A 22,291-nucleotide genomic window follows, 5' to 3' on the forward strand; every position below is an offset into this window, starting at 1 on the left:
GGCCAACCTGGGCATGAACAACTTAGTCAGAATAACCGCCATTGCAGGCTTACTGCTGGCGGGCTCTAGTTTTGCAAATGAAAACATTACGCGTGTTGAGCAGATCCCTCAGCTACATCAGGAGCCTCAACATGCTACCGTTAGCGACAGGGTGGCCTCACGTTTCCTGCGTTCGCACTATCGCCAGTTTATGCTGGACGCGCAGTTCTCTGAGAAAATTTTTAACCGCTATCTCAACATGCTGGACTACAGCCACAACGTGCTGTTGGCCTCTGATGTGGCACAATTTTCTGGGCAAAAAGCCCAACTGGGCGACGCGCTGAAATCCGGTCAACTAGATATTCCGTACGCGTTGTACAATCTGGCGCAGAAGCGTCGGTTTGAGCGTTTTCAATATGCACTGTCGCTGCTAGATAAACCGGTCGATCTAACGGGTAATGAGACGTTTGAGCTCGATCGCAGCAAAGCCCCTTGGCCGCAGAACGCAGGTGAACTTAACCGCCTGTGGGATGCCAAGGTAAAATATGACTGGCTCAGCCTGAAGCTGACCGGTAAAGATGATAAAGACATCAAAGAGACGCTGACCAAGCGTTACCAATTTGCCATTCGCCGTCTGGCGCAGAGCAATAGCGAAGATGTTTTCCAACTCGTCATGAACGCCTTTGCGCGTGAAATTGACCCGCATACCAGCTACCTGTCACCGCGTAACACCGAGCAATTCAATACCGAAATGAGCCTGTCGCTTGAAGGGATTGGCGCGGTGCTGCAGATGGATGACGACTACACCATGATTAATTCCATGGTGCCAGGCGGCCCAGCAGCGAAAAGCAAAAACATTACCGTCGGTGACCGCGTGGTTGGCGTAGGCCAAAACGGCAAGCCGATGGTGGATGTTATCGGCTGGCGTCTGGATGATGTCGTCGCGCTGATTAAAGGCCCGAAAGGCAGTAAAGTGCGTTTGGAGATTCTTCCCGCAGGTAAAGGGACGAAAACGCGCATTGTTACGCTGACGCGTGAACGCATTCGCCTTGAAGACCGCGCGGTGAAAATGTCCGTCAAGACGGTCGGTAAAGATAAAGTTGGCGTGCTGGACATCCCCGGTTTCTATGTCGGCCTGACGGATGACGTAAAAGTACAGCTTCAGAAGCTGGAAAAACAGAACGTCAGCAGCATTGTGATTGATTTACGTACGAACGGCGGCGGCGCGCTCACGGAAGCGGTAGGACTTTCTGGTCTGTTTATCCCAGGCGGCCCAGTGGTTCAGGTACGCGATAATAATGGCAAAGTGCGTGAAGACAGCGACACCGACGGTATTGTGTATTACAAAGGCCCGCTGGTGGTGCTGGTAGATCGCTTCAGTGCTTCCGCTTCCGAGATCTTCGCGGCGGCAATGCAGGATTATGGCCGCGCCTTGATCGTGGGTGAACCGACGTTTGGTAAAGGCACCGTGCAGCAGTATCGCTCGCTGAATCGGATTTACGATCAGATGCTGCGCCCTGACTGGCCAGCGCTGGGTTCCGTGCAATACACGATTCAGAAGTTCTATCGTATTGACGGCGGCAGTACGCAGATGAAAGGCGTGACGCCTGACGTGATGATGCCAACCGGCACGGAAACGGTCGATACCGGTGAGAAATTTGAAGACAATGCGTTACCGTGGGACAGCATCAAAGCGGCTAACTACACGAATAGCGGCGATCTGAAGGCGCTGATTAGCAAACTGAATGAACATCATCAGGAGCGTATCGCCAAAGATCCTGAATTCCAGTATGTTGCGCAAGATATTGCCCGCTACAACGAGCTTAAGGATAAGCGCAACCTCGTGTCGCTCAATCTGGCTCAGCGCGAGAAAGAGAATGACGATGATGAAGCGATGCGTCTGAAGCGGGTGAATGATCGACTGGTGAGAGAAGGTAAAAAACCGCTCAAATTGCTGGAAGATCTGCCGAAAGATTATCAGGCACCCGATCCTTATCTGGATGAAACGGTGAAAATTGCTAACGATTTGGCACAGGAAGAAAAAGAGTAATTCGCTAAAATCGTTCCGATAATTAAACGCCCTGTCTGGTTTATCCAACAGGGCGTTTTTTTAACTTACGTTGAGCGTTTTGGGATGAAAGCGCGGTGCTGTAGATGACGATTAACGAATCTTGGTTGGCGAACAGCCAAAACGATTTTTAAACCGTTCGGAAAAACGCGCCGAGGATTTATACCCGCAGGCTTCGGCCAGACGCTGCATACTCCATGATGTCGTCTGTACCAGCATCATCGCGTGTTGCATTCGCGTCTCCAGCAACAGCACTTCAAAGCGTGTCTGCTCGGCGGATAGCCTCCGGCGCAGCGTAGCCTCGCTCATCGCCAGCAGGCGACCCGCAGACTGTGCGGTCCAGTGTTGTTCCGGCTCTTCACTGATAAGCACACGCAGCTGTGCCGTAACACCGGGCTGTGGTGGTGCGCCAAAACGATATCCCCGTTCCAACAGCGCCAGTAGCATATCCATTAGCCGCAGTTCGAGACGCAATTCATTAAGTGCGTTGCCCGTAATCCCCTCAACCAGATACTGCAATGTGTGGGTGAGATCGTCATCCAGCGTGAGGGTAGTGAAGGGACGCGGATGATGCGCAGGGGCTAATATTTCAGGGTAGCGTTGATAAAACCGTGCCAGAAGCGTGGAGGAAAACGTCAGAAAGATCGACCGGAAAACGGCATCATGACCGCCTGGCGTTTTCGCCAAATCGGCGCTTACGTCAGGCGTAATCAGACAAAGCTGAGACGGCGTATCGACAACCGTCGTTTCGTTCTGTTCAAGAAGGGTTAATCGGCCAGAGAGAACCAGCAGAAGCGTGGCCTCATAAAAATGAAAACACGTTGTCTGCTGTGGCGTGCGTAAGTGAGGCTGAGCTAGCGCACACAGGCCATACCGCTGTAGCGGCTGGCCTGATGGCAATCGCCAGTCCGCCTCTGCACTAAGAGGCGGGGCGGCAGAACGTAAAGCGGTCACGCTCATAGCCGATCATTCTTATAACGAGGCATGATCATAACTGATTATTATCACAATAATTTACTATCACAACAATGCGGGGTTAAGCGTATACAGCCCGGTGAGTGTCGCTTCTGCCAGTACTGGTGCGTTAGCCAGCGCAGCGCGGACATTCGCTCCGTTAAGTTCACCTTCTATCGTTAAAGTTGGTGTCGCGAGAGCGTAGAGTGTGAAGATGTAATGATGGACGATCGCATCGTTCCACGGCGGGCAAGGACCATCATAGCCATAGTAAGTGCCTTTCATCTGTTCGTCCGTGGCAAACCAGCCCGTGTAATCATTGATGCCGTGCCGGAGTCCGGCCGGTGCATTCGGGCCTGCTTTCCCACGCGGTGTGATGCCAGTGGAATGCGAGGCCGCAGGAATTTCATTGATGCTGGCTGGAATGTCCAGCAATAGCCAATGGTAGAAATCGACACGCGGCAGAGAGGCGCTAACCTCGCGGCCTTCCTGATTCACGTCGTCACCGCGGCTGGGTACATCTGGGTCGTGGCAGATCAATACGAAAGACTGTGTCCCTTCGGGCGCGTCGTGCCAGGCAACGTGAGGGTTGTGGTTAGAAGACAGCGCAATGTGGCTAGTTGCGCCCGGTACGGCAAACGCAAATTCGCCTGAGATAGTGTCGCCGTCCTGAAAACTGTGGCTGGAGAGTTGCAGCATAGTGGTGCTCCTTATCGTGATTCCAGTGAGTGTTGAATCATTATAGAAGAAGCGGAGCGTAATTATTTTCCTAATGCCGTCAGGATAATGCTTTTGGCTGTCAATTTGATAGGTTTAGCTGTTATAGCTTGCTAGGTGATGTGAAAAACGACTTCCCATAAGAGAAGCCGTCGTAACGTCGTGACAGCGTGCGCGATTAACGACCGGCTTTTAGCTGCTGGAAGTAGGTTTCATAAAGCGTGCTGGCGCTGCCGACGTCGTTCTGCCATTCGCCTTTCGCGATGGTTTCCGCGACCTGTGCCGCTACTTCTGTGCGCAGCAGGAAGTCGATCAGCTTCATCGCGCCGTCAACGTTTTTGGCATTGGCCGGAGCAGAAATTCATTCAGATGGTCGTGTGTACTCAGAAAAATTTTCAGCCCGTAATTGCGGATTAGTGAGTTGGTCCAAAACGGCACAATCAGTAGAAACAGCTGCAGCGGCTGAGTTTTTTTCGGTAAGCGCGCCAGAATTAAAGGCAAACGGAGAGCCGAGCAGCAGACAGCAGAACGTTGCGATAACGGCCATGCTTTCCGCCTGCATGCCGCCGCCAAGCTCTTCCAACTGCACCATTTTCAGCGCCTCAGTCACGCGTGGTGTAATCTCTGCGGCGGGTGTTTTCTGCATGCGCAGGCCGAATGCCACGTTCTCAAACTCGCTGAGATGAGGAAACAGGGCGTAGCTTTGAAATACAGTATTAACGTGCCGCTGCTCAGCGGTCTGGTGGGTGAACGATTGGTGGTGATTCAGTCACTGAATTAGCGCAAATGTTTCCTTATTGTTACCTGATTTGGGCATTCTTCGTGACGCGACCGCCGCTTTTTGGCCTGACCTCTGGTCTGGCAGTGTGTTAAATCGGGAAAAAACTGACCTGACGCAATATCTACCGAGGTAGCCCTATCCATAATGCCTTTCAGGGTTCAGCGGACATAAATAAGATGGATAAATTACTCGACAGATTTTTGAATTACGTTTCGTTCGATACACAGTCTAAATCCGGCGTTCGGCAGGTGCCGAGCACCGACGGTCAGTTGAAACTGGCGCGTGCGTTGCAGCAGGAACTGCTCGAACTAGGATTTGAGCAAGTTGTACTGAGCAAGCAGGGCTGCCTGATGGCGACGCTTCCGGCAAACGTTGCCTGGCCCGTTCCGGCTATCGGCTTTATTTCGCATATGGATACGTCACCGGATTTTAGCGGCAAGAATGTGAATCCGCAGATTCTAGAAAACTACCGCGGTGGTGATATTGCTCTGGGCATGGGGGATGAAGTGCTGTCACCCGTGATGTTCCCAGTGCTGCACCAGCTACTGGGACACACGCTGATTACGACCGATGGCAAAACGTTGCTGGGCGCGGATGATAAAGCGGGGATCGCGGAAATTATGACCGCGCTGGTGCGTTTGAAGACAAGCCAGCTACCGCACGGCGATATTCGTATTGCCTTTACGCCTGATGAAGAAATTGGCAAGGGCGCGCAGTTTTTTGATGTCAAAGCGTTTAACGCACAGTGGGCCTATACCGTAGACGGCGGCGGTGTCGGCGAGTTGGAGTATGAGAATTTTAATGCCGCCTCGGTTCAGGTGAAAATCGTAGGCAACAATGTGCATCCCGGCAGCGCCAAAGGCGTGATGGTGAATGCGCTGACGTTGGCTTCTCGCTATCACCAGCAGGTGCCAGAGAGTCAATCACCGGAGCAGACGGATGGCTATCAAGGGTTCTATCATCTCCACAGCATGAAAGGCTCTGTGGAGCGCGCAGATTTGCATTACATCGTCCGGGATTTTGACCGCAACGGCTTTGAACAGCGTAAACAGACGATGCTGGATATTGCGGAAAAGGTTGGTGCGGGGTTGCACCCTGATTGCTACATTGAAGTCACGATTACCGATACCTACTACAATATGCGTGAGCAGGTTGAGCAGCATCCGCACATTATTGCGCTGGCGCAGCAGGCGATGCGGGATTGCGACATTGAGCCGAATATGAAGCCGATTCGCGGCGGTACCGACGGTGCACACCTGTCATTTCAAGGGCTGCCGTGCCCGAATCTGTTTACCGGCGGCTACAACTATCATGGCAAACATGAATTTGTCACGCTGGAAGGCATGGAAAAGGCGGTGTCTGTGATTATGCGCATTGCCGAACTGACGGCGCTGCGCGCGAAGCCGTAAGTGTTTCCATTTTGCAGAGACGAATAAGGCGGGACATTCCCGCCTTATCTTTGTACTAGCCCGTATCCAAGATGGGTCTTAATCCGCGAAGTACCAGTAACCGCTGTTAATCAGAACGGTAAGCTGTGCGAGGAAAGAAGGATCTTCCAGCGCGTCGCCGAGCAGTTCTGCACCAATAGCAGGATGCTCAGCCAGCGCAAACAGCGCCGCCTTGTGCGTACTGTTCACTTTTTCCCCGTTAACGAAGCAGCTATCGCCAACGCAGATGACCCGCAGGCCGCCTAAACGACGCAGGGGTTCACCCTGTTGCAGATATTCATACACTTCGCCTGCCTGATAAGGTGGCTCCGGCGGTGAGAGATCGAGCTCGTGACGGGACTGGGAAATAAATTCGCCAAACCAGTTCTGGAAATGCTCCGGCTGCTGCACCAGCTCCAGCATCATTTTTTGCAGCGCATCCAACTCTTGCGGTAGTACGCTGGCGATATGATCGCGGGAGGGGATCTCGGGATCGCTATAGCGATAGCTGCCGAGTTCTCGGGAAAGGACATAATCCGCAAAGCCGCTCACCAACTCGCGAGCATTCGGTGCACGGAAACCTACTGAATAGTTCAGCGAATTCTCCAGCGAGTAGCCTTCGTGCGGGAAGCCCGGCGGAATATACACGATATCGCCCGGTTCCAGCTCTTCATCAATAATGGCGTCAAACGGATCGACCTGCAGCAGGTCGGGATGCGGACAGTGCTGCTTCATCGGGATTTTTTCACCGATGCGCCAGCGGCGACGTCCCGTTCCCTGAATAATGAAAACATCATACTGATCCAGATGTGGTCCTACGCCACCGCCGGGAACGGAAAATGAAATCATCAAATCATCGGTGCGCCAGTCCGGCAGTTGTCGAAAGGGCTGCATCAAGGCAGAAGAGGGTTCATGCCAGTGATCGACGGCCTGCACCAACAGCGACCAGTTAGTTTCTCCCAGATGATCGTAGCTCTCGAAAGGACCATGGCTTACCTGCCAGCGGCCGTTTTGATGGCTGACCAGACGGCTATCAACCTCATTTTCCAACGCTAAACCGGCGAGTTCGTCAGGTGAAATGGGGTCGATAAAATGCGTGAAACCGCCTTTAATCAGGAGCGGACGTTTTTGCCAGTAGTTCGCTAAAAAATCCTGCCAGTCGAGATTGAGCTGATAGTTCATACCGTTTTCCAGAAACTCGTTTTTGAGGAAATGACTGTTCTTGAAGACATGATTTTTCTTGAAATAATCAGTATTTTAAAACAATCAGTATTTTGGCGATAAGTATATACTCTAAATAATTCGAGTTTCATGCAGGCGGCAAGAGAAGGAGTCCCGATGAGCTTACTTAAGTAAGTGATTCGGGTGAGTGAACGTAGCCAACGTACATGCAACTTGAAGTATGACGAGTATAGCGGAAGCATCGCGCGCTGTACTGCCTTTCACCCCTCATTCTGGTTCAGGTTCTGGCGGGAGAAAATAGCTTCGACCCGGGCACCGCCCAGTGCGCTGTCGCTGATGAGGATCTCCCCCTGATACTGTTCGATAATTTCGACCGCAACGGCAAGGCCGATACCTTGTCCGGGACGCATACGGTCGGCGCGTTGTCCACGCAGGAAAATCATTTCGCGCTTGCTTTCGTGGATGCCGGGGCCATCATCATCAATGATCAGATGCAGTTTGTGATCGGAGTATTGCACGCTAATTTCGACAAATTCCAGACAGTATTTACAGGCGTTATCAAGAATATTGCCCAGCACTTCCATGAAATCATTTTTCTCACCGACGAAGGTCAGCTCGGGCGGAATATCGAGCGTCAACACCACGCCCTTGCGTTGATACACCTTATTTAACGCGGAACATAAACCGTCCAGCAGCGCCGGAACCGAGTGCACTTCGCGTATCAGCAGATTATGTTCAGAACGTACGCTGGCGCGATGCAAGTAGTAACCAATCTGCTGCGAGATGCGGCTGATCTGCGACAGCATAATAGGTTCAGCCTGATCGATAGTGATCTCTTTGCCGGTTCGCAGCGCGCGTAACGTGGTCTGTAAAACCGCCAATGGTGTTTTCAAACTGTGGGTGAGGTCGGTGAGCGTTGTGCGGTATTTATGGTAGCGCTGGCGTTCGTTATTCAGCAGGATATTTAAGTTTTTCACAAGACTGAACAACTCGCGCGGCGAATTTTCATCCAGTTGATCGCGCGTGCCTTTTTCCAGCTCGGCGATCTGCTTTACCAGATGCTGAATAGGGCGCAGACTCCAGTGAGCACCCAGCCAAAGCAGGGGAAGCACCAGCAGAAGATTGGCGATCAACACATAGCTGAACCATTCCCACACCACGTCTTGCTGTTGGAGTTCCTGCGGGATGCGATCGACTACAACAATCGTGATGGAAGGGAGATGTTCGGTCTTCGGGTAAACGTTCACGGCGATGGAGTGCGTTAACGCATTGCTCTGCGCGCCGTTCAGCGCCCGCAGGCTGCTCAGCAATAAGGTATTGCCCGTTAATACCGCGCTGCTGGTATCGGTGTCGGTATCTAGCTCGTGATAGGCTGTCTTGTTCAACCATTCCGGCTTGATTAGCGCTTCCAGCTCGGGAACGTGTTTTTCTCGCCATAACACGTTGCCATGCTCGTCGTATATCAACACCAGTGTGGGAAAATTGATGTCAACGTCGGACGGCGTGACGATATTCAGTTGGTTATCGCGCCACTGCGCAAGGCTGTAGTAGAGGTTACTTTCGCCGCGCAGCAAACGGAATGAGGTTTTATCAAAGTTGACGCTGTAACCGATAATGGCGACGACGCCATAGGCGAGCGACAGCGCCAGCACGATGGCCGCTGTCGCGAGTAAAAAACGAATACGCAGCGAGAAGGGCTGTTTCTTATCGCTCATGCTGAGCCTGAAGGGATATCAATATCAAAGCGATATCCTTGTCCGCGTACGGTAGTGATCACATCCGAGGCTTCTGCTTGCTGAATTTTCTTGCGTAACCGCCCCATCAACACGTCGATGGTATGACTTTCCCGCAGTTCTGCATCGGGGTACAGCTGCAACATTAGCGACTCTTTGCTGACGACTTTGCCTTTATTGCGAATCAGCGTCTCGATAATGGTGTATTCAAACGCAGTCAGCCTGATGGCCGATCCGTGGATTATCAACTCGCGGCGCGATAAGTCGATCTCGAAGGGGGGCAGGCTGATGACTTGCGATGCCAAACCGCTGTTGCGCCGCATCAGTGCTTGCAAGCGCGCCACGACTTCTTCCATATGGAACGGCTTGGTCACGTAATCGTCTGCACCGGCTTCCAGCACCGCCACTTTGTCCTGCCAGCCTTCACGGGCGGTCAGCACCAGAATCGGGAGCTTGACCTGATTAGCACGCCAGCGACGGATCATGCTCATGCCGTCTTCATCGGGCAACCCAAGGTCGACAATGGCGATATCCGGCATATTCTCATGCAGAAAATAATCCGCTTCTTTGGCGTCAGATGCGGCGTCAACCTGATGCCCCATTTCGTTCATCTGAACGGTTAAATGGTGGCGCAATAATGCATTATCTTCAACGACCAGAATTCGCATCGCTATATCCTCTGTCGGATAGAAATGGCCATGTTTATCGAAATACTGCTATGCGCCATGTCTTTCATGTATGTCTCTTCCGCGTATCAACATTATACGCAGCGAACGGTATTTATTTGATTTGTTAAATTATCCACAGGGAGAATAAACCGGGTATAAACAGGCTGGAAATGGTCATACTCGTCATACTTCGAGTTGCATGTGTGTTGGCTACGTTCAGTCACCCGAATCACTTACTTGAGTAAGCTCATCGGGATTCCTTCGCTTGCCGCCTACCTGAAACTCGAATTATTTAGAGTATGGTTAATTAGAGATCTGGCGGGCAGAGCGCCCGCCAGAGAGAGGTCATGTTCGGGTTTGAGAACGGTTATTTCAGGTCATCAACCATTGCGATAGCGCGGCCGATATAGTTGGCTGGCGTCATCGCCTTCAGGCGCGTTTTTTCCGCTTCTGGCAACGCCAGGCCATCGATAAATTCCTGAATACCGGCAGCATCAATGCGTTTGCCACGCGTCAGCTCTTTCAGCTTCTCGTACGGCTTTTCAATGCCGTAGCGACGCATCACGGTTTGGATTGGCTCAGCCAACACTTCCCAGTTGTGATCCAGTTCGTCAGCCAGACGATCGCGGTTCACTTCCAGTTTGCTGATGCCTTTCATCGTGGCCTGATACGCAATCAGTGCATAGCCCACGCCGACGCCCAGATTACGCAGCACGGTAGAGTCAGTGAGGTCACGCTGCCAACGGGAAACCGGCAACTTGCTAGCCAGATGCCCCAGAACGGCATTCGCCAGACCCAGGTTGCCTTCCGAGTTTTCGAAGTCAATTGGATTCACTTTATGCGGCATGGTGGAAGAACCGATTTCTCCCGCAATAGTCTTCTGCTTGAAGTGATTCAGGGCAATGTAGCCCCAAATATCACGGTCAAAGTCGATCAAAATCGTGTTGAAACGCGCGATGCAGTCAAACAGCTCTGCGATGTAATCGTGCGGTTCGATCTGCGTGGTGTACGGGTTCCAGTTGATACCCAGTGAGGTAACAAAACTTTCGCTGAACTGGTGCCAATCCACTTCCGGGTAGGCTGCCAGATGGGCGTTATAGTTACCGACAGCACCATTAATCTTGCCCAGAATCTCAACCTGTTGCAACTGGCGATACTGGCGGTCCATACGGTAAGCCACGTTAGCAAATTCTTTACCGATAGTGGACGGCGTAGCGGGCTGGCCGTGTGTACGGGAAAGCAGCGGGATATCGCGGTATTCCTGTGCCAGCGTTTTCAGCGCATCAATGATTTGACGCCAGTGCGGCAGGATGACATCGCGGCGAGCGGTATCCAGCATCAGTGCATGAGACAGGTTGTTGATGTCTTCTGAAGTACAGGCGAAGTGGATGAATTCATTGACGGCGTGCAGCGCTGGGATAGCGGCAACTTTCTCTTTCAGGAAGTACTCAACGGCTTTCACGTCGTGGTTGGTCGTGCGCTCGATGGTTTTAATACGTGCCGCATCTTCTTCACTGAATTCGGCGACAATTTTATCAAGGAAAGCGTTTGCGTCAGCGTCAAATGCAGGAACTTCCTGGATCTCTGCACAGGCTGCCAGTTTTTGCAGCCAACGTACTTCAACCTGCACACGGAATTTCAGCAAACCGAATTCGCTGAAAATGGTGCGCAACGTGCTGACTTTATCGCCGTAGCGTCCATCAATTGGGGAAACGGCGGTCAGTGAGGATAATTCCATCGCAAGCAACTCCTGAGATTGGTTTCAATAACGATTAATTTCAATAAGAACGGCGATTTCAATAACAACAAGCCGTTTCAATAACTGCAACGGGTTAGTGACGCTGGCGTGAATCACACCAGCAGCACCAAGGATAGCGGCAAGAATAGCATCAAACGGATGAACAACGCGCCAATATCTGTTTCGCTTCTTTCACCAACTGGCCGCGTGAGAACATCAGCTGTAAGCGCCCGCCGCCAATTTGCTGCCAGAGTACCGCAGAACGTATACCGGCCAGCAGCGCGGCACGCACTTTAGCCTGCACCTGGCTGTTTTTCAGCACGTCCGGTGAACCGGTAACCTGAATACGTGGCCCGAGCGTACTGATGACATCCACGTAAATCGCCGCCAGCGCGCTCACAATCGTTTCGGAGAGCAGGTCAAAATGCTCCAGTTGGCGCTCCAACTGCCCGATGCGTTTGCCCAATTCGTCAAGCGCGGCGGGTTTCGCTTTCAGTTTGCGCTCTAGCGCAATCAGGCTGAAAGCGTAGCGTGAGAGTTCCGCGCCCGCGCCTTTGTTGCTGCTGGTATTCAGAATCCCTAACAGCGTTTCCAGCCCAACTTTCAGATTTTGCTCGTCATTGCCGTAAACGGCCAACGTGGACGCCGGATTGAGATTCAACACGCTGTTCAGCGAGGTATGCAGCACATCGTTATTACAGCTACCGGTATGAGCCAGTTGCTGGACTACATACGCCGATTGGCAAATGCCCGCTAGCGCCAGCGTAATTTCATAATAGTTCTTAGCCACGGTTACTCCTGTAAGCGTTCTTCAATGATACCGCCGCCAAGGCAAACGTCGTCCAGATAAAAGACGGCGGATTGGCCAGGAGTCACTGCTGCGACAGGCTCATCAAAACGCACGGTAATGCGATCGTCGCCCAGTGGCGTGACGGTGCAGGGGATATCCGCCTGACGATAACGGGTTTTCACCGTACAACGTAATTCAGCGGTGAGAGGCTGACGATCGACCCAGTGTAACTGCTGTGCGATTAAACCGTACGACATCAGGCGAGGGTGTTCGTGACCCTGCGCGACATACAGAATATTGTTGGCGACATCTTTATCTACCACGTACCAAGGGTCTTCGCCGCCGTCTTTGACGCCGCCAATACCCAGACCTTTACGCTGCCCCAGCGTGTGGTACATCAGCCCTTGATGCTGTCCCATCGGTTTGTTGTCGTCGACGGACAGAATCGGACCCGGCTGTGCGGGCAGGTAGCGCGCCAGAAAATCGGTAAATTTGCGCTCACCGATGAAGCAAATACCGGTCGAGTCTTTTTTCTTCGCGGTTGCCAGTTCCAGCTCTTCGGCAATTTTACGTACCTGCGGTTTTTCCAGCTCGCCGACCGGGAACAGGCTCTGTGCGATCTGCTCGTGGCTCAGCGTATAAAGAAAATAGCTCTGGTCTTTGTTGCCGTCCATGCCGCGCAGCAAACGGCTTTTTCCGTCAACGTCGTGACGACGGACATAGTGGCCTGTCGCGATGTAGTCTGCCCCGAGATCCTCGGCGGCGAATTCCAGGAAGGCTTTGAATTTGATTTCTTTATTGCACAGGATATCGGGGTTAGGGGTACGGCCCGCTTTGTATTCTTCAAGGAAGAGTTCAAACACGTTGTCCCAATATTCAGCGGCAAAGTTGACGGTATGTAATTCGATACCCAGCTTGTCGCAAACGGCCTGCGCATCGGCAAGATCGGTGGCCGCTGAGCAATACTCTGTGTCGTCGTCCTCTTCCCAGTTCTTCATGAACAGGCCTTCAACATGATAGCCCTGTTGCTGTAACAGGTAAGCGGAAACGGAGGAATCAACACCGCCGGACATACCGACAATCACTTTTTTCTGGCTGTTATCTGACATGGAAGTCTCACGAACTGAAATTTACTGACGCATTGATGCGAAAAACAAGCGGAATATTTTAGCATGTTGAACTGAGGGCTGCATCGCTATTCCTGCCGTGCGGTGGTTAAGTCCGTTCACAGCAGGAATAGCAAGATGCCTAAAATGGCCAATTGAACGCGCCCAATACGGTTAACGGGTAGCGTTCTTGCTGCTGATAGCAGCGAATACTTTCGGCCACCAGTGGTGAACGAAGATGACGCGAATGCAGAATTTCCTCGGCGGTCAGCCAGCGGCAGCATTCGATATCGCTGTCGTGCGGCTGGGTGTTGACCCGCGCAGGCAGATCGAGGGCGAAGCAAAAGCGTAGAAACGGCGTATTGTCGGGCGCGATCCATTGGTGCAGACGCAAGAAACTCTGCGGTGTGGCCTGAATGCCCGTTTCTTCCCACAGCTCACGGCTTGCAGCCTGAATCAGCGTCTCGTTGGCTTCCAGATGGCCCGCGGGCTGGTTCCACAATAATTTATCGTTAATTAACTCTTCAACGACCAGAAAATGGTTTTCGGCCTGTACCACACAGGCGACTGTCACATGGGGTTTAAACATCCATTATCTCCTTCCATTCTCCAGGTAACAGGTTTTCTACGGTCTGATTGGCCATGCCGTATCGAATCAGACGCAAGGTAGGATACCCGATATTTGCCGTCATACGCCGGACTTGCCGATTACGGCCTTCATGTAGCGTGATTTTTAACCAGCAGTCGGGAATGCTTTTACGCTCGCGGATAGGGGGATTACGCGGCCACAGCCAACTGGGTTCCGGTACGATCTCCGCACCGGCGGGCAGTGTTTTGCCGTCATTCAGATCTAAACCCGTACGAAAGCGCGTCAATGCGGCGTCGTCAGGAATACCTTCGACCTGAACATAGTAAATTTTGGCCGTTTTTTGCGTCGGTTGGGTCAGTCGAGCCTGAAGTTTGCCGTCATTGGTGAGAATCATCAGGCCTTCGCTGTCGCGATCCAGACGCCCGGCGGCATAAATACCGCTAATCGGAATATAATCTTTCAGCGTCCGGCGGCCAGCTTCATCAGTGAATTGCGGCAAGACATCGAAAGGTTTATTGAACAAAACGATGCGGCGCGGCGCGTTGTCTGGCTGCCTTTTTCTTGCTGGCTGTGAGCTGAATCGTTTAACTTTGTGATTTTTAACAGAGAATTTATTCATCATCTTTATAGTCGCGGATAACAAAAGCATTATACTCAAATGGTTTGCGATTGGCGCGGGCTAAATATTCAAGTAGTATTGACACGCATCTTACAAGTCATTAACAAAATTGCGCTCGAAGGAGAGGTTAATGGAAAGCAAAGTAGTTGTACCGACAGAAGGTCAGAAAATCACGGTTGACGCTCAAGGCAAACTGGTTGTTCCAAACAACCCGGTCATTCCGTTTATCGAAGGCGACGGCATCGGTATCGATGTCACGCCTGCCATGATCAACGTCGTTGACGCCGCTGTGAAGAAAGCCTATCAGGGCAAGCGCGCGATTTCCTGGATGGAAATCTATACCGGTGAAAAATCCACGCAAGTCTACGGTAAAGATGTCTGGCTGCCAGAAGAAACACTGGATTTGATCCGTGAATACCGTGTGGCGATTAAGGGCCCGCTGACAACGCCAGTCGGTGGTGGTATTCGTTCTCTGAACGTTGCACTGCGCCAACAGTTGGATCTGTATGTTTGCCTGCGTCCGGTACGCTACTACGAAGGTACACCTAGCCCGGTTAAACAGCCTGAACTGACCGACATGGTGATCTTCCGTGAAAACGCCGAAGACATCTATGCAGGTATCGAGTGGAAAGCAGGTTCTGCTGAAGCAGACAAAGTGATTAAATTCCTGCGTGAAGAAATGGGCGTTAACAAAATCCGTTTCCCTGAGCAGTGTGGTATCGGTATTAAGCCGTGTTCCGAAGAGGGTACCAAACGCTTGGTTCGCGCTGCTATCGAATACGCGATTACCAACGACCGTGATTCCGTCACGCTGGTGCACAAAGGCAACATCATGAAATTCACCGAAGGCGCGTTCAAAGACTGGGGATACCAGTTGGCGCGTGAAGAATTCGGCGGTGAGCTGATCGATGGCGGCCCATGGGTGAAAATCAAGAACCCGAACACCGGCAAAGAGATCGTGGTAAAAGACGTGATCGCCGATGCGTTCCTGCAACAAATCCTGCTGCGTCCTGCTGAATACGATGTTATCGCCTGTATGAACCTGAACGGTGATTACATTTCCGATGCATTGGCAGCACAGGTTGGCGGTATCGGTATTGCTCCGGGCGCTAACATCGGTGACGAATGTGCACTGTTTGAAGCCACGCACGGTACTGCACCGAAATATGCGGGTCAGGACAAAGTGAACCCAGGTTCCGTTATTCTGTCTGCTGAAATGATGTTACGTCACCTGCAATGGTTCGAAGCGGCTGACCTGATTGTTAAGGGCGTTGAAGGCGCGATCAAGAACAAGACCGTGACTTACGATTTCGAACGTCTGATGGAAGGCGCTAAGCTACGGAAATGTAGCGAGTTTGCGCAGGACATCATCGATAACATGTAATCTGCTATTCAGCGCAGATGAAAATCAGGGGCCAATTTGGCCCCTTTTTCTTTATGGATGACCAATCCCCTGTGAGTCGGGAATGAGCCGGAAGTACATGTTTTCGGGAATCGGACTGTCCCAGCCGCCGATGTACATCGCAAAGCCGATCATGCCGAAAAGGATGCCGAGCACCAGTAGCGTCATCGTAATACCGGACAATGCAGTTTGTCGCCATAGCGATTTGGTTGTTTCGCTGCCTTTTGCCTGCGAGCCTGAGGGCTTTGTAAGCGAAAAATGGAGTGTGGATGCTACTGGGCAGGATTCGACACAGGTCATGCAGGCCGTGCACTCCGCCGTTCTCACCTGAATGAGCTTATCCACCGAAATGTTAGATGGGCAGGCCTTGGCGCACTTGCCACAATTGATACAACTGGTGGCGTTGCGGCGAATCTTGAAGGGTGACAATAGCGAAAATACCCCCAAGAGTGCACCGTAGGGACAAAGGTAGCGGCACCAAAAATGGCGGACGAACAGGCTGACAAACGTAAAAAGAAAAACGCAGACTAACGTGATGGTGCCGATATTGCGGAAGAAGCCGAGCATTTTGACGTCGGCGATTAAGCCGTAAGGCGACATCAGGAACATATAAATGCCTTGTGCTGGCATTGATAAGGCGATATAGAGGAAAAAGCCTAATAGCAAATATTTCAGGCTACGCAGTGGAATATCCAGCCACTTAGGAAGAATGAATTGACGTCCAACTATTTTTTTCCCCAATGCACCTACCCACTCGGAAATCGTGCCGATAGGGCAGAGCCAGGAGCAGAACGATTTTTTCAGTAACAGGCTGGTGAGAATAAATGCGAGAAGTAATAGCATTGACGCAAGGTGGATAGGGGGAAAATCACCGGTTTCCCACGTGAATTTCACGTTCATCAATCCGGCAATTGGCAACCAGCCCTCAATACCGCCCGGCCTTGACATATAAAGGCTCGTGCCGCCAGTTTCAAAGTAGCGTACCCAAAAATAGAAGGTGATACCGATATAAACGTTGATCGCCAATAGCAGAATCTGTGTTGCTCTGCGCCAGGTTAGGGCGTTGCGCCAGTCATTCCAGGGACGTTTACCACCAGTGGTTCCGGGGCGGCGTTGCCACCGCTTTCTTGCTTTCTCACTCATTGCTCTCAATTGCCCCCATTTATTTTTTTCACTCGGCGCTTTCAATCCGCCGAAGGGATCGTGGGGCAACGTTATCACGCTCGGAATGGTCAAAAATTGATTTGTGCATTGTAAATGCATGTTTGTGGTTTTTTTAGCTGATTGATTTGAATAAGAAGAGAGGTAGAGTGCAGAAGGGCAATTTTTTCTAAGAGAAAAATGAGAGATATAAAAAAGAATGGATACGCAAACGTACCCATTATATTAATTACCACACGGTATTATCTTTGAATATCTCTGTCATGTTTCAAACTACGTGTGTGGACCTGCGTCAGCGTATAGAAATACCTTGCTACATTTGCATAATTCTCATGACTTAGGTTATTTTTTATTAAAAGAAAAATTATCGTTGTTATTAAATGATCTATTCTATTTTTTTAATTATCACCTGGGTTTTTAATTCATGGCTTTTGTATTATGCCTGAGTGTGCTGTTTTGCCTGTAGTTCCTCTTTTCGCATCGTTCTGACAATTTTATAAATCCATTGCAGCGAGACATTATATTTTTTAGCCAGAGTGCTGTGATTGCGCCCGTCAAACTCTTCATAGATTTGAAGATCGCGTTGAGACGCGCGCCAGGATATTCCCATCGGGAAATAAACGTTTTGCCCGCCCCATACGGTCATCATATGTTTGGCAACGGCATTACCGACCAGCTCAGCGGTTTGTGGATCTAACTCCGTGACGGTTTTGACCGTATCGGCAACGTGTTGAGAAAGCTCGACCAGAAGCTCAGGACCTTTACTGCGAAATTGTGGCTCAGTCATAAATCACCCTATTGTTATGTGTGTTGTTGCTGACGTGAAAACTGGGTTGTTACCTTTGCAGAGGCTTCCCTGCTGCTATGTGTTTATTTAAAACTATAGTTTTTTTTGTGTCAACATCTTTAGTTTTAATTTGGGTTGTTTTTGGTTGTAAAAAGAAATAACAACGGGAGGGGCTACACGCAGAAGATGCCCAGCGAGGGACAAAAAAATCCCGCCACAGGGCGGGAAAGGAACAATATAGACAGGGTGAATAACACAACATCAACAAGGGTTGGTGAAACAATAGCACGGGGATTGTATAACACTGTTGCGCGTAAGTAAGGTTACTTGGGCGGGGGTAAGCGTTTTTTAGCGCTGAAACGTTTGTTGATAAAGTGGTTACTCACAACCCTTTTATAGGCAAAATATTGGTTGATAAAACAAACCGGTGTCCGTATCGGTCCACCGGCTTTGATGAGAAGAAAAGAGAGCGGGATACCGCCAGTATCGGGCTATAGCAGCACCGAATACCAGAACACGCGGCCGATGATCTCGACGTCAGATTCGTAGGCTTCTTCGTCAGTCTCGCGATTGAAGCTATGGATGACGAGAAGACCGCCCGGCTTGCGGTAAAGTTGTTTGATTCGTTTCAGTTTGTCGTTGCCGCCGCCTTCCTGAGCGATGGCGTAGAGCTTTCCATCAATGATGCGTTTGTTGTTAGTATCAACCGCAACGGTGGTTCCATCAGGAATGATGGGTTCCATACTGTCGCCCGCGGCTGGGAAACAAAGAACGCCTGAACCGTCCGTATTTGCCCCCACCTTACGCAGCGTCGCTTTGGAGAAACGGAGCTTAAAGCCGTTGTAATCCTCACTTTGAATGCGTCCGTCGCCGCAAGCAAACTCAATATCCTTTAAAAAAGGCACTTCCACCTCGTCCTCTGATAGTTCTGTCGTGCTGTCCCAAGCTGATACGGTGCCCCATTGGGATTTTGGCGGAATGCTTGATTCCTGAAGCGAGCGAGTGACTTCGCTGCTACGCATTGGATCTTCGCCGTTTGCCAACCATTCAGGGCGAACATGTAGTGCATTGGAAAGCTCAACAATCTTGGTTGTCTGCGACGCTTTCCCCACCTCGATCTTCTGTATGGCGGCCTGAGATACGCCAATCATGTCGCCAAGTGCTTTTTGACTAAGCCCTTGTGCAGTTCTGGCGGTCTTTAATCGTTCTGCAAGTGTCGTTTTCATCCGATCAATGTACAACCTAGGTTGTCATTTATCAAGCGGGTATTAATCTTGTTTAAAAAAAGCCACCGCCGTTCGTCATTGGTACATGTAATAATTGCACATAAATACAACTTGAAATACGATTTTAGTTGTTATCTTGTGGCGCTAATCCTGTGTGGCAGGATGAGATAACGTCGGCATCCCTAAGCGCTATCGCTCGATTATCAAGAATCCTAATAAGTATCAGGCAGTCATAGTATCGTCTTATTCCTCCCCCTGATTTGCTTTAAACATGTGAGTCACTTGATCTAAATCACAATCTGGCCGTATGCATTTTGCTTTTATGGGCATCCCGTTGTGGGAAATATAATCAATAAATTCGTTTCATTAAGCATGCGCATGACTGCGTGTCGCGGAGGATGTATGTCTGTAATTCGCACGTGTTTAAGTCTGTTTGGTGGTGATACGGTAATTGTCCGGTGTACTAATACATTTGAAGTGCAAATGAGCAATGGTGAACAGGAAACCATGACTGAAGAGAATAGTGCTACGCAGGACTCTATTTGCCGTCATGCGGAAGGCGAAGTGTATTTAACGGTGCCTTATACAGGGATTTGGGATGTCGTGATCCGAGCAAAAAATGATACACCTGAGCATTCAATAACCTATTTCCCCGCCTGATTATTCTCTGGTTGGTTATATTCTGTTAATAACTTGATAATAGGTTGCCGTTATCCGGTCGAAGTACTTGAATATACCAACCCTTCTCCTTTCTTTTCTGGCCTTATCGCTCAACGTTGTGAGTGCGGCGGTATCTTTCTATTTCGCGTTTCATCTATTATCTTAATTCATGCTTCTACTTGTTGTTATTCATGATTTGCATGGAGGATAGAGTCTGGATCTTTTGCCATACTCAATACTCAGTTACCATACGTCTTGACTCTTGGCAAGAGAAGGGCCTTAGTTTGCTAACGTTGGCCTGCTGCTCTTATCATTGCTGCAATATTTTGGATTTATCGCTAAATTTTTGTCTAATATGAACATTAATACGATGGGAGGGGGAACCCATGAGTCGTGCCCCAATAAGCAAAGATGAAGACAAACGTCTTGCTGCTCTTCGTGAGTATGGCATTAAGAACGTATTATTTGATCCAGGTCTGAGTAACCTGATTAGTCTGGCCGCTAACATCTTCAGCGTGCCTATCGTATTGGTGTCGTTAGTAGAGGCTGAACACCAACTGTTTGCTGCCAGCGTAGGCGTTCCTTTTTGCGAAACGTCTCGCGATATCTCTTTTTGTGCCCATACGATCCTAAAGAAAAAGATCATGGTCGTGCCCGATGCCCTTAAGGATGCGCGTTTTAAAAATAATCCGCTGGTTGTGGGCGTTCCCTACCTTCGTTTTTATGCTGGCATTCCACTCATTACGTTGTCTGGGCATGCCATCGGCACCTTGTGCATTATCGATTTGAAACCCAGAACGGCATTCACCAAACGTGATGAGCACAATTTGCAGGATCTGGCTTCATTAGTGATGGATAAGCTGGAAATGCGACGTTTGGAACTGGCGCGGAAAGCCAGTCAGGTGCGTTTTGAAAATATTGCCAATACCTCGCCTGATACCATTTTGTGCGTTAATGAGAAGGGGATGATCACCTTCTGGAATACCGCAGCGGCACACATGCTGGAATATACTGACGAGGAGATTATTGGCCGCAGTATTAATACCATCGTGCCCGATGCCTTTGTCGTGCAGCTTAACCACTTGGTCACCGAGCGGGATTCGCTGATGAAAGGCGTAACGCTGGAGCTCAACGTACAAGCTAAAAGCGGTAGTCTGGTTCCAGTTGAATTATCGGTTTCTATGTGGGAAGACAACGATAATATTAACTATGGCGCGATATTGCGTGACATTACAGAACGGCGGCGAAATGAAGAACGGCTGTTTTTGCTGGCGCATCTGGACCCGTTAACTGGGTTGGCAAACCGGACGTTGCTGAAATCCAGCCTGGAAACCGCGCTAAAGAATGAACCTGCGGTTTGTATCATGATGGTCGATCTGGACGGGTTTAAGGATGTGAATGACAGTCTGGGGCATTCCTGCGGCGATAATATTCTGGTGCATGTCGCCAAAAAAATAAAAGCCACGGTTCGCTCCGGTGATGTTGTAGCGAGAATGGGCGGTGATGAATTTGCGCTGCTTTTTCCTGGTCTGAGTGACAAAAAGGTTGCAGGCAAAATCGCAGAGCAAATTATTCATGAAATTTCGCGGGCGATGATTATTGACGATCATCAAATCAATATTAGTGCCAGCATTGGTGCGGTGCTGTACCCAGAATATGGATTGACCGTGCAGGATCTGTTGACAAGCGCGGATTTAGCGCTGTATCAGGCGAAGTCTGAAGGTCGAAACTGCTACCGCTTTTTTACGCGAGAACTACTTGAGGTCTTTCAGGCTAAGCATGCTTTCCAGTTAGAATTTGTGCGCGCTTACGAGCAGCATGAGTTTGAGATGTTCTATCAACCACAGGTCAAACTGTCGACGAATGAGATTGTTGGTGCCGAGGCGCTGCTGCGCTGGCGTCACCCAGAAAGAGGGGTGCTTAGCCCAGCCGCGTTTCTTACTGCACTGGAAAACGGCCCATGGGCAGAACGTGTCGGGGATTGGATCGTCGAAACGGCATGCAGGCAGGCGGCAGAATGGTGTCAGGCGAGTGACAGCTATTTTCGTATCAGCATTAATCTTTTCAGCGCGCAGTTTCGTACCGGTATGTTGGCGCAAAAGATTATGGATGTTCTTGCGCGTACTGGGTTACAACCCCGTTCTCTGGAGCTGGAAATCACGGAGAATATCATCCTGCGGTATGATGAAAGTATGCTGCAACAGTTAAAAACGTTGCGTGAAGCGGGAGTCGGTATTGCCTTTGATGATTATGGAACGGGTTATGCGTCGCTCAGCATGCTTAAAAACTATCCGGTGACTCGACTGAAAATTGATCAAACGTTTGTCAGAACCATGTGTGAGTCGCCGCCGGATGCGGCGATTGTCCGAGCGATCCTGTATCTCGGGAAAAGTTTCGGTCTGGGGGTAATTGCCGAGGGTGTGGAAACCTTAGAGCAGAGCGAGCGTCTGCGAGGTAAAGGGTGCGAAGAAGCACAGGGCTATCTGTTTGGGCATCCGATTCCTGCGGAGGAATTCACCCAGTTGCTGAAACTGAATAAGCCAATAGACGTGTAAGCAAGGTAGACGAACAGCGTTTTTACTATCCTGTCCTATCGAAAACCAGCATCCGCTGGCTTTCATACTTTGCGCTCTCCACACGGTTCACAGACTAAAAAGTGGAATCTGGATCACATTTTTTCTATAGTGCTGGCTTGTAACTCTGT

18 protein-coding genes and 3 pseudogenes are annotated in these 22,291 nt (G+C 50.4%); 5 read left to right on the forward strand and 16 right to left on the reverse strand.

All coding sequences use genetic code 11. The annotated features are described in order from the left end of the window. The first annotated feature begins 13 nt into the window (after window positions 1-13). Window positions 14-2,029, forward strand: a complete 2,016-nt coding sequence (prc, locus tag IG609_RS09175; protein WP_193398077.1) for a carboxy terminal-processing peptidase — start codon at window positions 14-16, stop codon at window positions 2,027-2,029. Between the two features lie 111 nt (window positions 2,030-2,140). On the opposite strand, the gene IG609_RS09180 is transcribed toward prc, so the two are convergent. The 5 genes and pseudogenes from IG609_RS09180 to potA form a co-directional block, all read right to left on the reverse strand. After that, window positions 2,141-3,007, reverse strand: a complete 867-nt coding sequence (locus IG609_RS09180) for a helix-turn-helix transcriptional regulator (RefSeq protein WP_193398076.1) — start codon at window positions 3,005-3,007, stop codon at window positions 2,141-2,143. Between the two features lie 60 nt (window positions 3,008-3,067). After that, on the reverse strand, window positions 3,068-3,700 hold the full coding sequence (locus IG609_RS09185; RefSeq protein ID WP_193398075.1) for a YbhB/YbcL family Raf kinase inhibitor-like protein: 633 nt from the start codon (window positions 3,698-3,700) through the stop codon (window positions 3,068-3,070). A 196-nt stretch (window positions 3,701-3,896) separates the two neighbouring features. After that, a pseudogene (gene potD / locus IG609_RS09190) lies at window positions 3,897-4,079 on the reverse strand (spermidine/putrescine ABC transporter substrate-binding protein PotD); the annotation flags it as partial. Next, window positions 4,070-4,268 (reverse strand): annotated as a pseudogene (gene potB / locus IG609_RS20610) (spermidine/putrescine ABC transporter permease PotB); the annotation flags it as partial. The pseudogenes potD and potB, both read right to left, overlap by 10 nt. A 6-nt stretch (window positions 4,269-4,274) precedes the next feature. Continuing rightward, window positions 4,275-4,478 (reverse strand): annotated as a pseudogene (gene potA, locus IG609_RS09195) (spermidine/putrescine ABC transporter ATP-binding protein PotA); the annotation flags it as partial. 197 nt (window positions 4,479-4,675) lie between these two features. Here potA and pepT point away from each other — a divergent pair. Then, window positions 4,676-5,908, forward strand: coding sequence for a peptidase T (gene pepT / locus IG609_RS09200; protein ID WP_180787141.1), 1,233 nt, complete (start codon window positions 4,676-4,678; stop codon window positions 5,906-5,908). 78 nt (window positions 5,909-5,986) lie between these two features. On the opposite strand, the gene IG609_RS09205 is transcribed toward pepT, so the two are convergent. The 8 genes from IG609_RS09205 to rluE form a co-directional block, all read right to left on the reverse strand. After that, the gene (locus tag IG609_RS09205) at window positions 5,987-7,108 is read right to left on the reverse strand and encodes a ribosomal protein uL16 3-hydroxylase (RefSeq protein ID WP_193398074.1); all 1,122 of its coding nucleotides are present in this window, start codon (window positions 7,106-7,108) and stop codon (window positions 5,987-5,989) included. Between the two features lie 260 nt (window positions 7,109-7,368). Then, a complete protein-coding gene (phoQ, locus tag IG609_RS09210) occupies window positions 7,369-8,823 on the reverse strand; it encodes a two-component system sensor histidine kinase PhoQ (protein WP_193398073.1) in 1,455 nt (484 codons plus the stop codon). Beyond that, on the reverse strand, window positions 8,820-9,509 hold the full coding sequence (gene phoP / locus IG609_RS09215; RefSeq protein WP_193398072.1) for a two-component system response regulator PhoP: 690 nt from the start codon (window positions 9,507-9,509) through the stop codon (window positions 8,820-8,822). Before phoP ends, phoQ begins: the two co-directional genes overlap by 4 nt. 367 nt (window positions 9,510-9,876) lie before the next feature. Continuing rightward, window positions 9,877-11,247 (reverse strand): adenylosuccinate lyase, encoded by a 1,371-nt coding sequence (gene purB, locus IG609_RS09220; protein WP_193398693.1) that lies wholly within the window; start codon window positions 11,245-11,247, stop codon window positions 9,877-9,879. 151 nt (window positions 11,248-11,398) lie between these two features. Next, window positions 11,399-12,037 (reverse strand): high frequency lysogenization protein HflD, encoded by a 639-nt coding sequence (gene hflD, locus IG609_RS09225; protein WP_102117898.1) that lies wholly within the window; start codon window positions 12,035-12,037, stop codon window positions 11,399-11,401. Between the two features lie 2 nt (window positions 12,038-12,039). Continuing rightward, window positions 12,040-13,146, reverse strand: a complete 1,107-nt coding sequence (mnmA, locus tag IG609_RS09230; protein ID WP_010275749.1) for a tRNA 2-thiouridine(34) synthase MnmA — start codon at window positions 13,144-13,146, stop codon at window positions 12,040-12,042. Window positions 13,147-13,285: 139 nt separating this feature from the next. Further along, complete coding sequence (locus IG609_RS09235; RefSeq protein ID WP_193398692.1) at window positions 13,286-13,732, reverse strand: NUDIX hydrolase; 447 nt, start codon at window positions 13,730-13,732, stop codon at window positions 13,286-13,288. Beyond that, the gene (rluE, locus tag IG609_RS09240; RefSeq protein WP_014915250.1) at window positions 13,725-14,351 is read right to left on the reverse strand and encodes a 23S rRNA pseudouridine(2457) synthase RluE; all 627 of its coding nucleotides are present in this window, start codon (window positions 14,349-14,351) and stop codon (window positions 13,725-13,727) included. The genes IG609_RS09235 and rluE overlap by 8 nt, the downstream gene beginning before the upstream one ends. A 130-nt stretch (window positions 14,352-14,481) precedes the next feature. Here rluE and icd point away from each other — a divergent pair, with 130 nt between their 5' ends. Beyond that, the gene (icd, locus tag IG609_RS09245; RefSeq protein ID WP_010275741.1) at window positions 14,482-15,735 is read left to right on the forward strand and encodes an NADP-dependent isocitrate dehydrogenase; all 1,254 of its coding nucleotides are present in this window, start codon (window positions 14,482-14,484) and stop codon (window positions 15,733-15,735) included. A gap of 51 nt (window positions 15,736-15,786) precedes the next feature. On the opposite strand, the gene IG609_RS09250 is transcribed toward icd, so the two are convergent. The 3 genes from IG609_RS09250 to IG609_RS09260 all read right to left on the reverse strand — a co-directional run bounded on the left by IG609_RS09250 (window position 15,787) and on the right by IG609_RS09260 (window position 18,927). Further along, on the reverse strand, window positions 15,787-16,896 hold the full coding sequence (locus tag IG609_RS09250) for a 4Fe-4S binding protein (protein WP_193398691.1): 1,110 nt from the start codon (window positions 16,894-16,896) through the stop codon (window positions 15,787-15,789). 454 nt (window positions 16,897-17,350) lie between these two features. Beyond that, window positions 17,351-17,701 carry a Mor transcription activator family protein gene (locus IG609_RS09255; RefSeq protein ID WP_193398690.1) on the reverse strand — a complete coding sequence of 117 codons (351 nt, stop codon included), beginning with the start codon at window positions 17,699-17,701 and terminating at the stop codon, window positions 17,351-17,353. 491 nt (window positions 17,702-18,192) lie between these two features. After that, window positions 18,193-18,927 (reverse strand): XRE family transcriptional regulator, encoded by a 735-nt coding sequence (locus IG609_RS09260; protein ID WP_102117929.1) that lies wholly within the window; start codon window positions 18,925-18,927, stop codon window positions 18,193-18,195. A 402-nt stretch (window positions 18,928-19,329) separates the two neighbouring features. On the opposite strand from IG609_RS09260, the gene IG609_RS09265 reads away from it, so the two are divergent. Together IG609_RS09265 and IG609_RS09270 are read left to right on the forward strand one after the other, a co-directional pair. Further along, window positions 19,330-19,587 carry a hypothetical protein gene (locus IG609_RS09265; RefSeq protein WP_102117905.1) on the forward strand — a complete coding sequence of 86 codons (258 nt, stop codon included), beginning with the start codon at window positions 19,330-19,332 and terminating at the stop codon, window positions 19,585-19,587. 386 nt (window positions 19,588-19,973) lie between these two features. Next, a complete protein-coding gene (locus IG609_RS09270) occupies window positions 19,974-22,142 on the forward strand; it encodes a sensor domain-containing phosphodiesterase (RefSeq protein ID WP_193398689.1) in 2,169 nt (722 codons plus the stop codon). The last annotated feature ends 149 nt before the right edge of the window (window positions 22,143-22,291 follow it).

Source organism: Pectobacterium quasiaquaticum (genome assembly GCF_014946775.2).
Classification (GTDB): domain Bacteria; phylum Pseudomonadota; class Gammaproteobacteria; order Enterobacterales; family Enterobacteriaceae; genus Pectobacterium; species Pectobacterium aquaticum.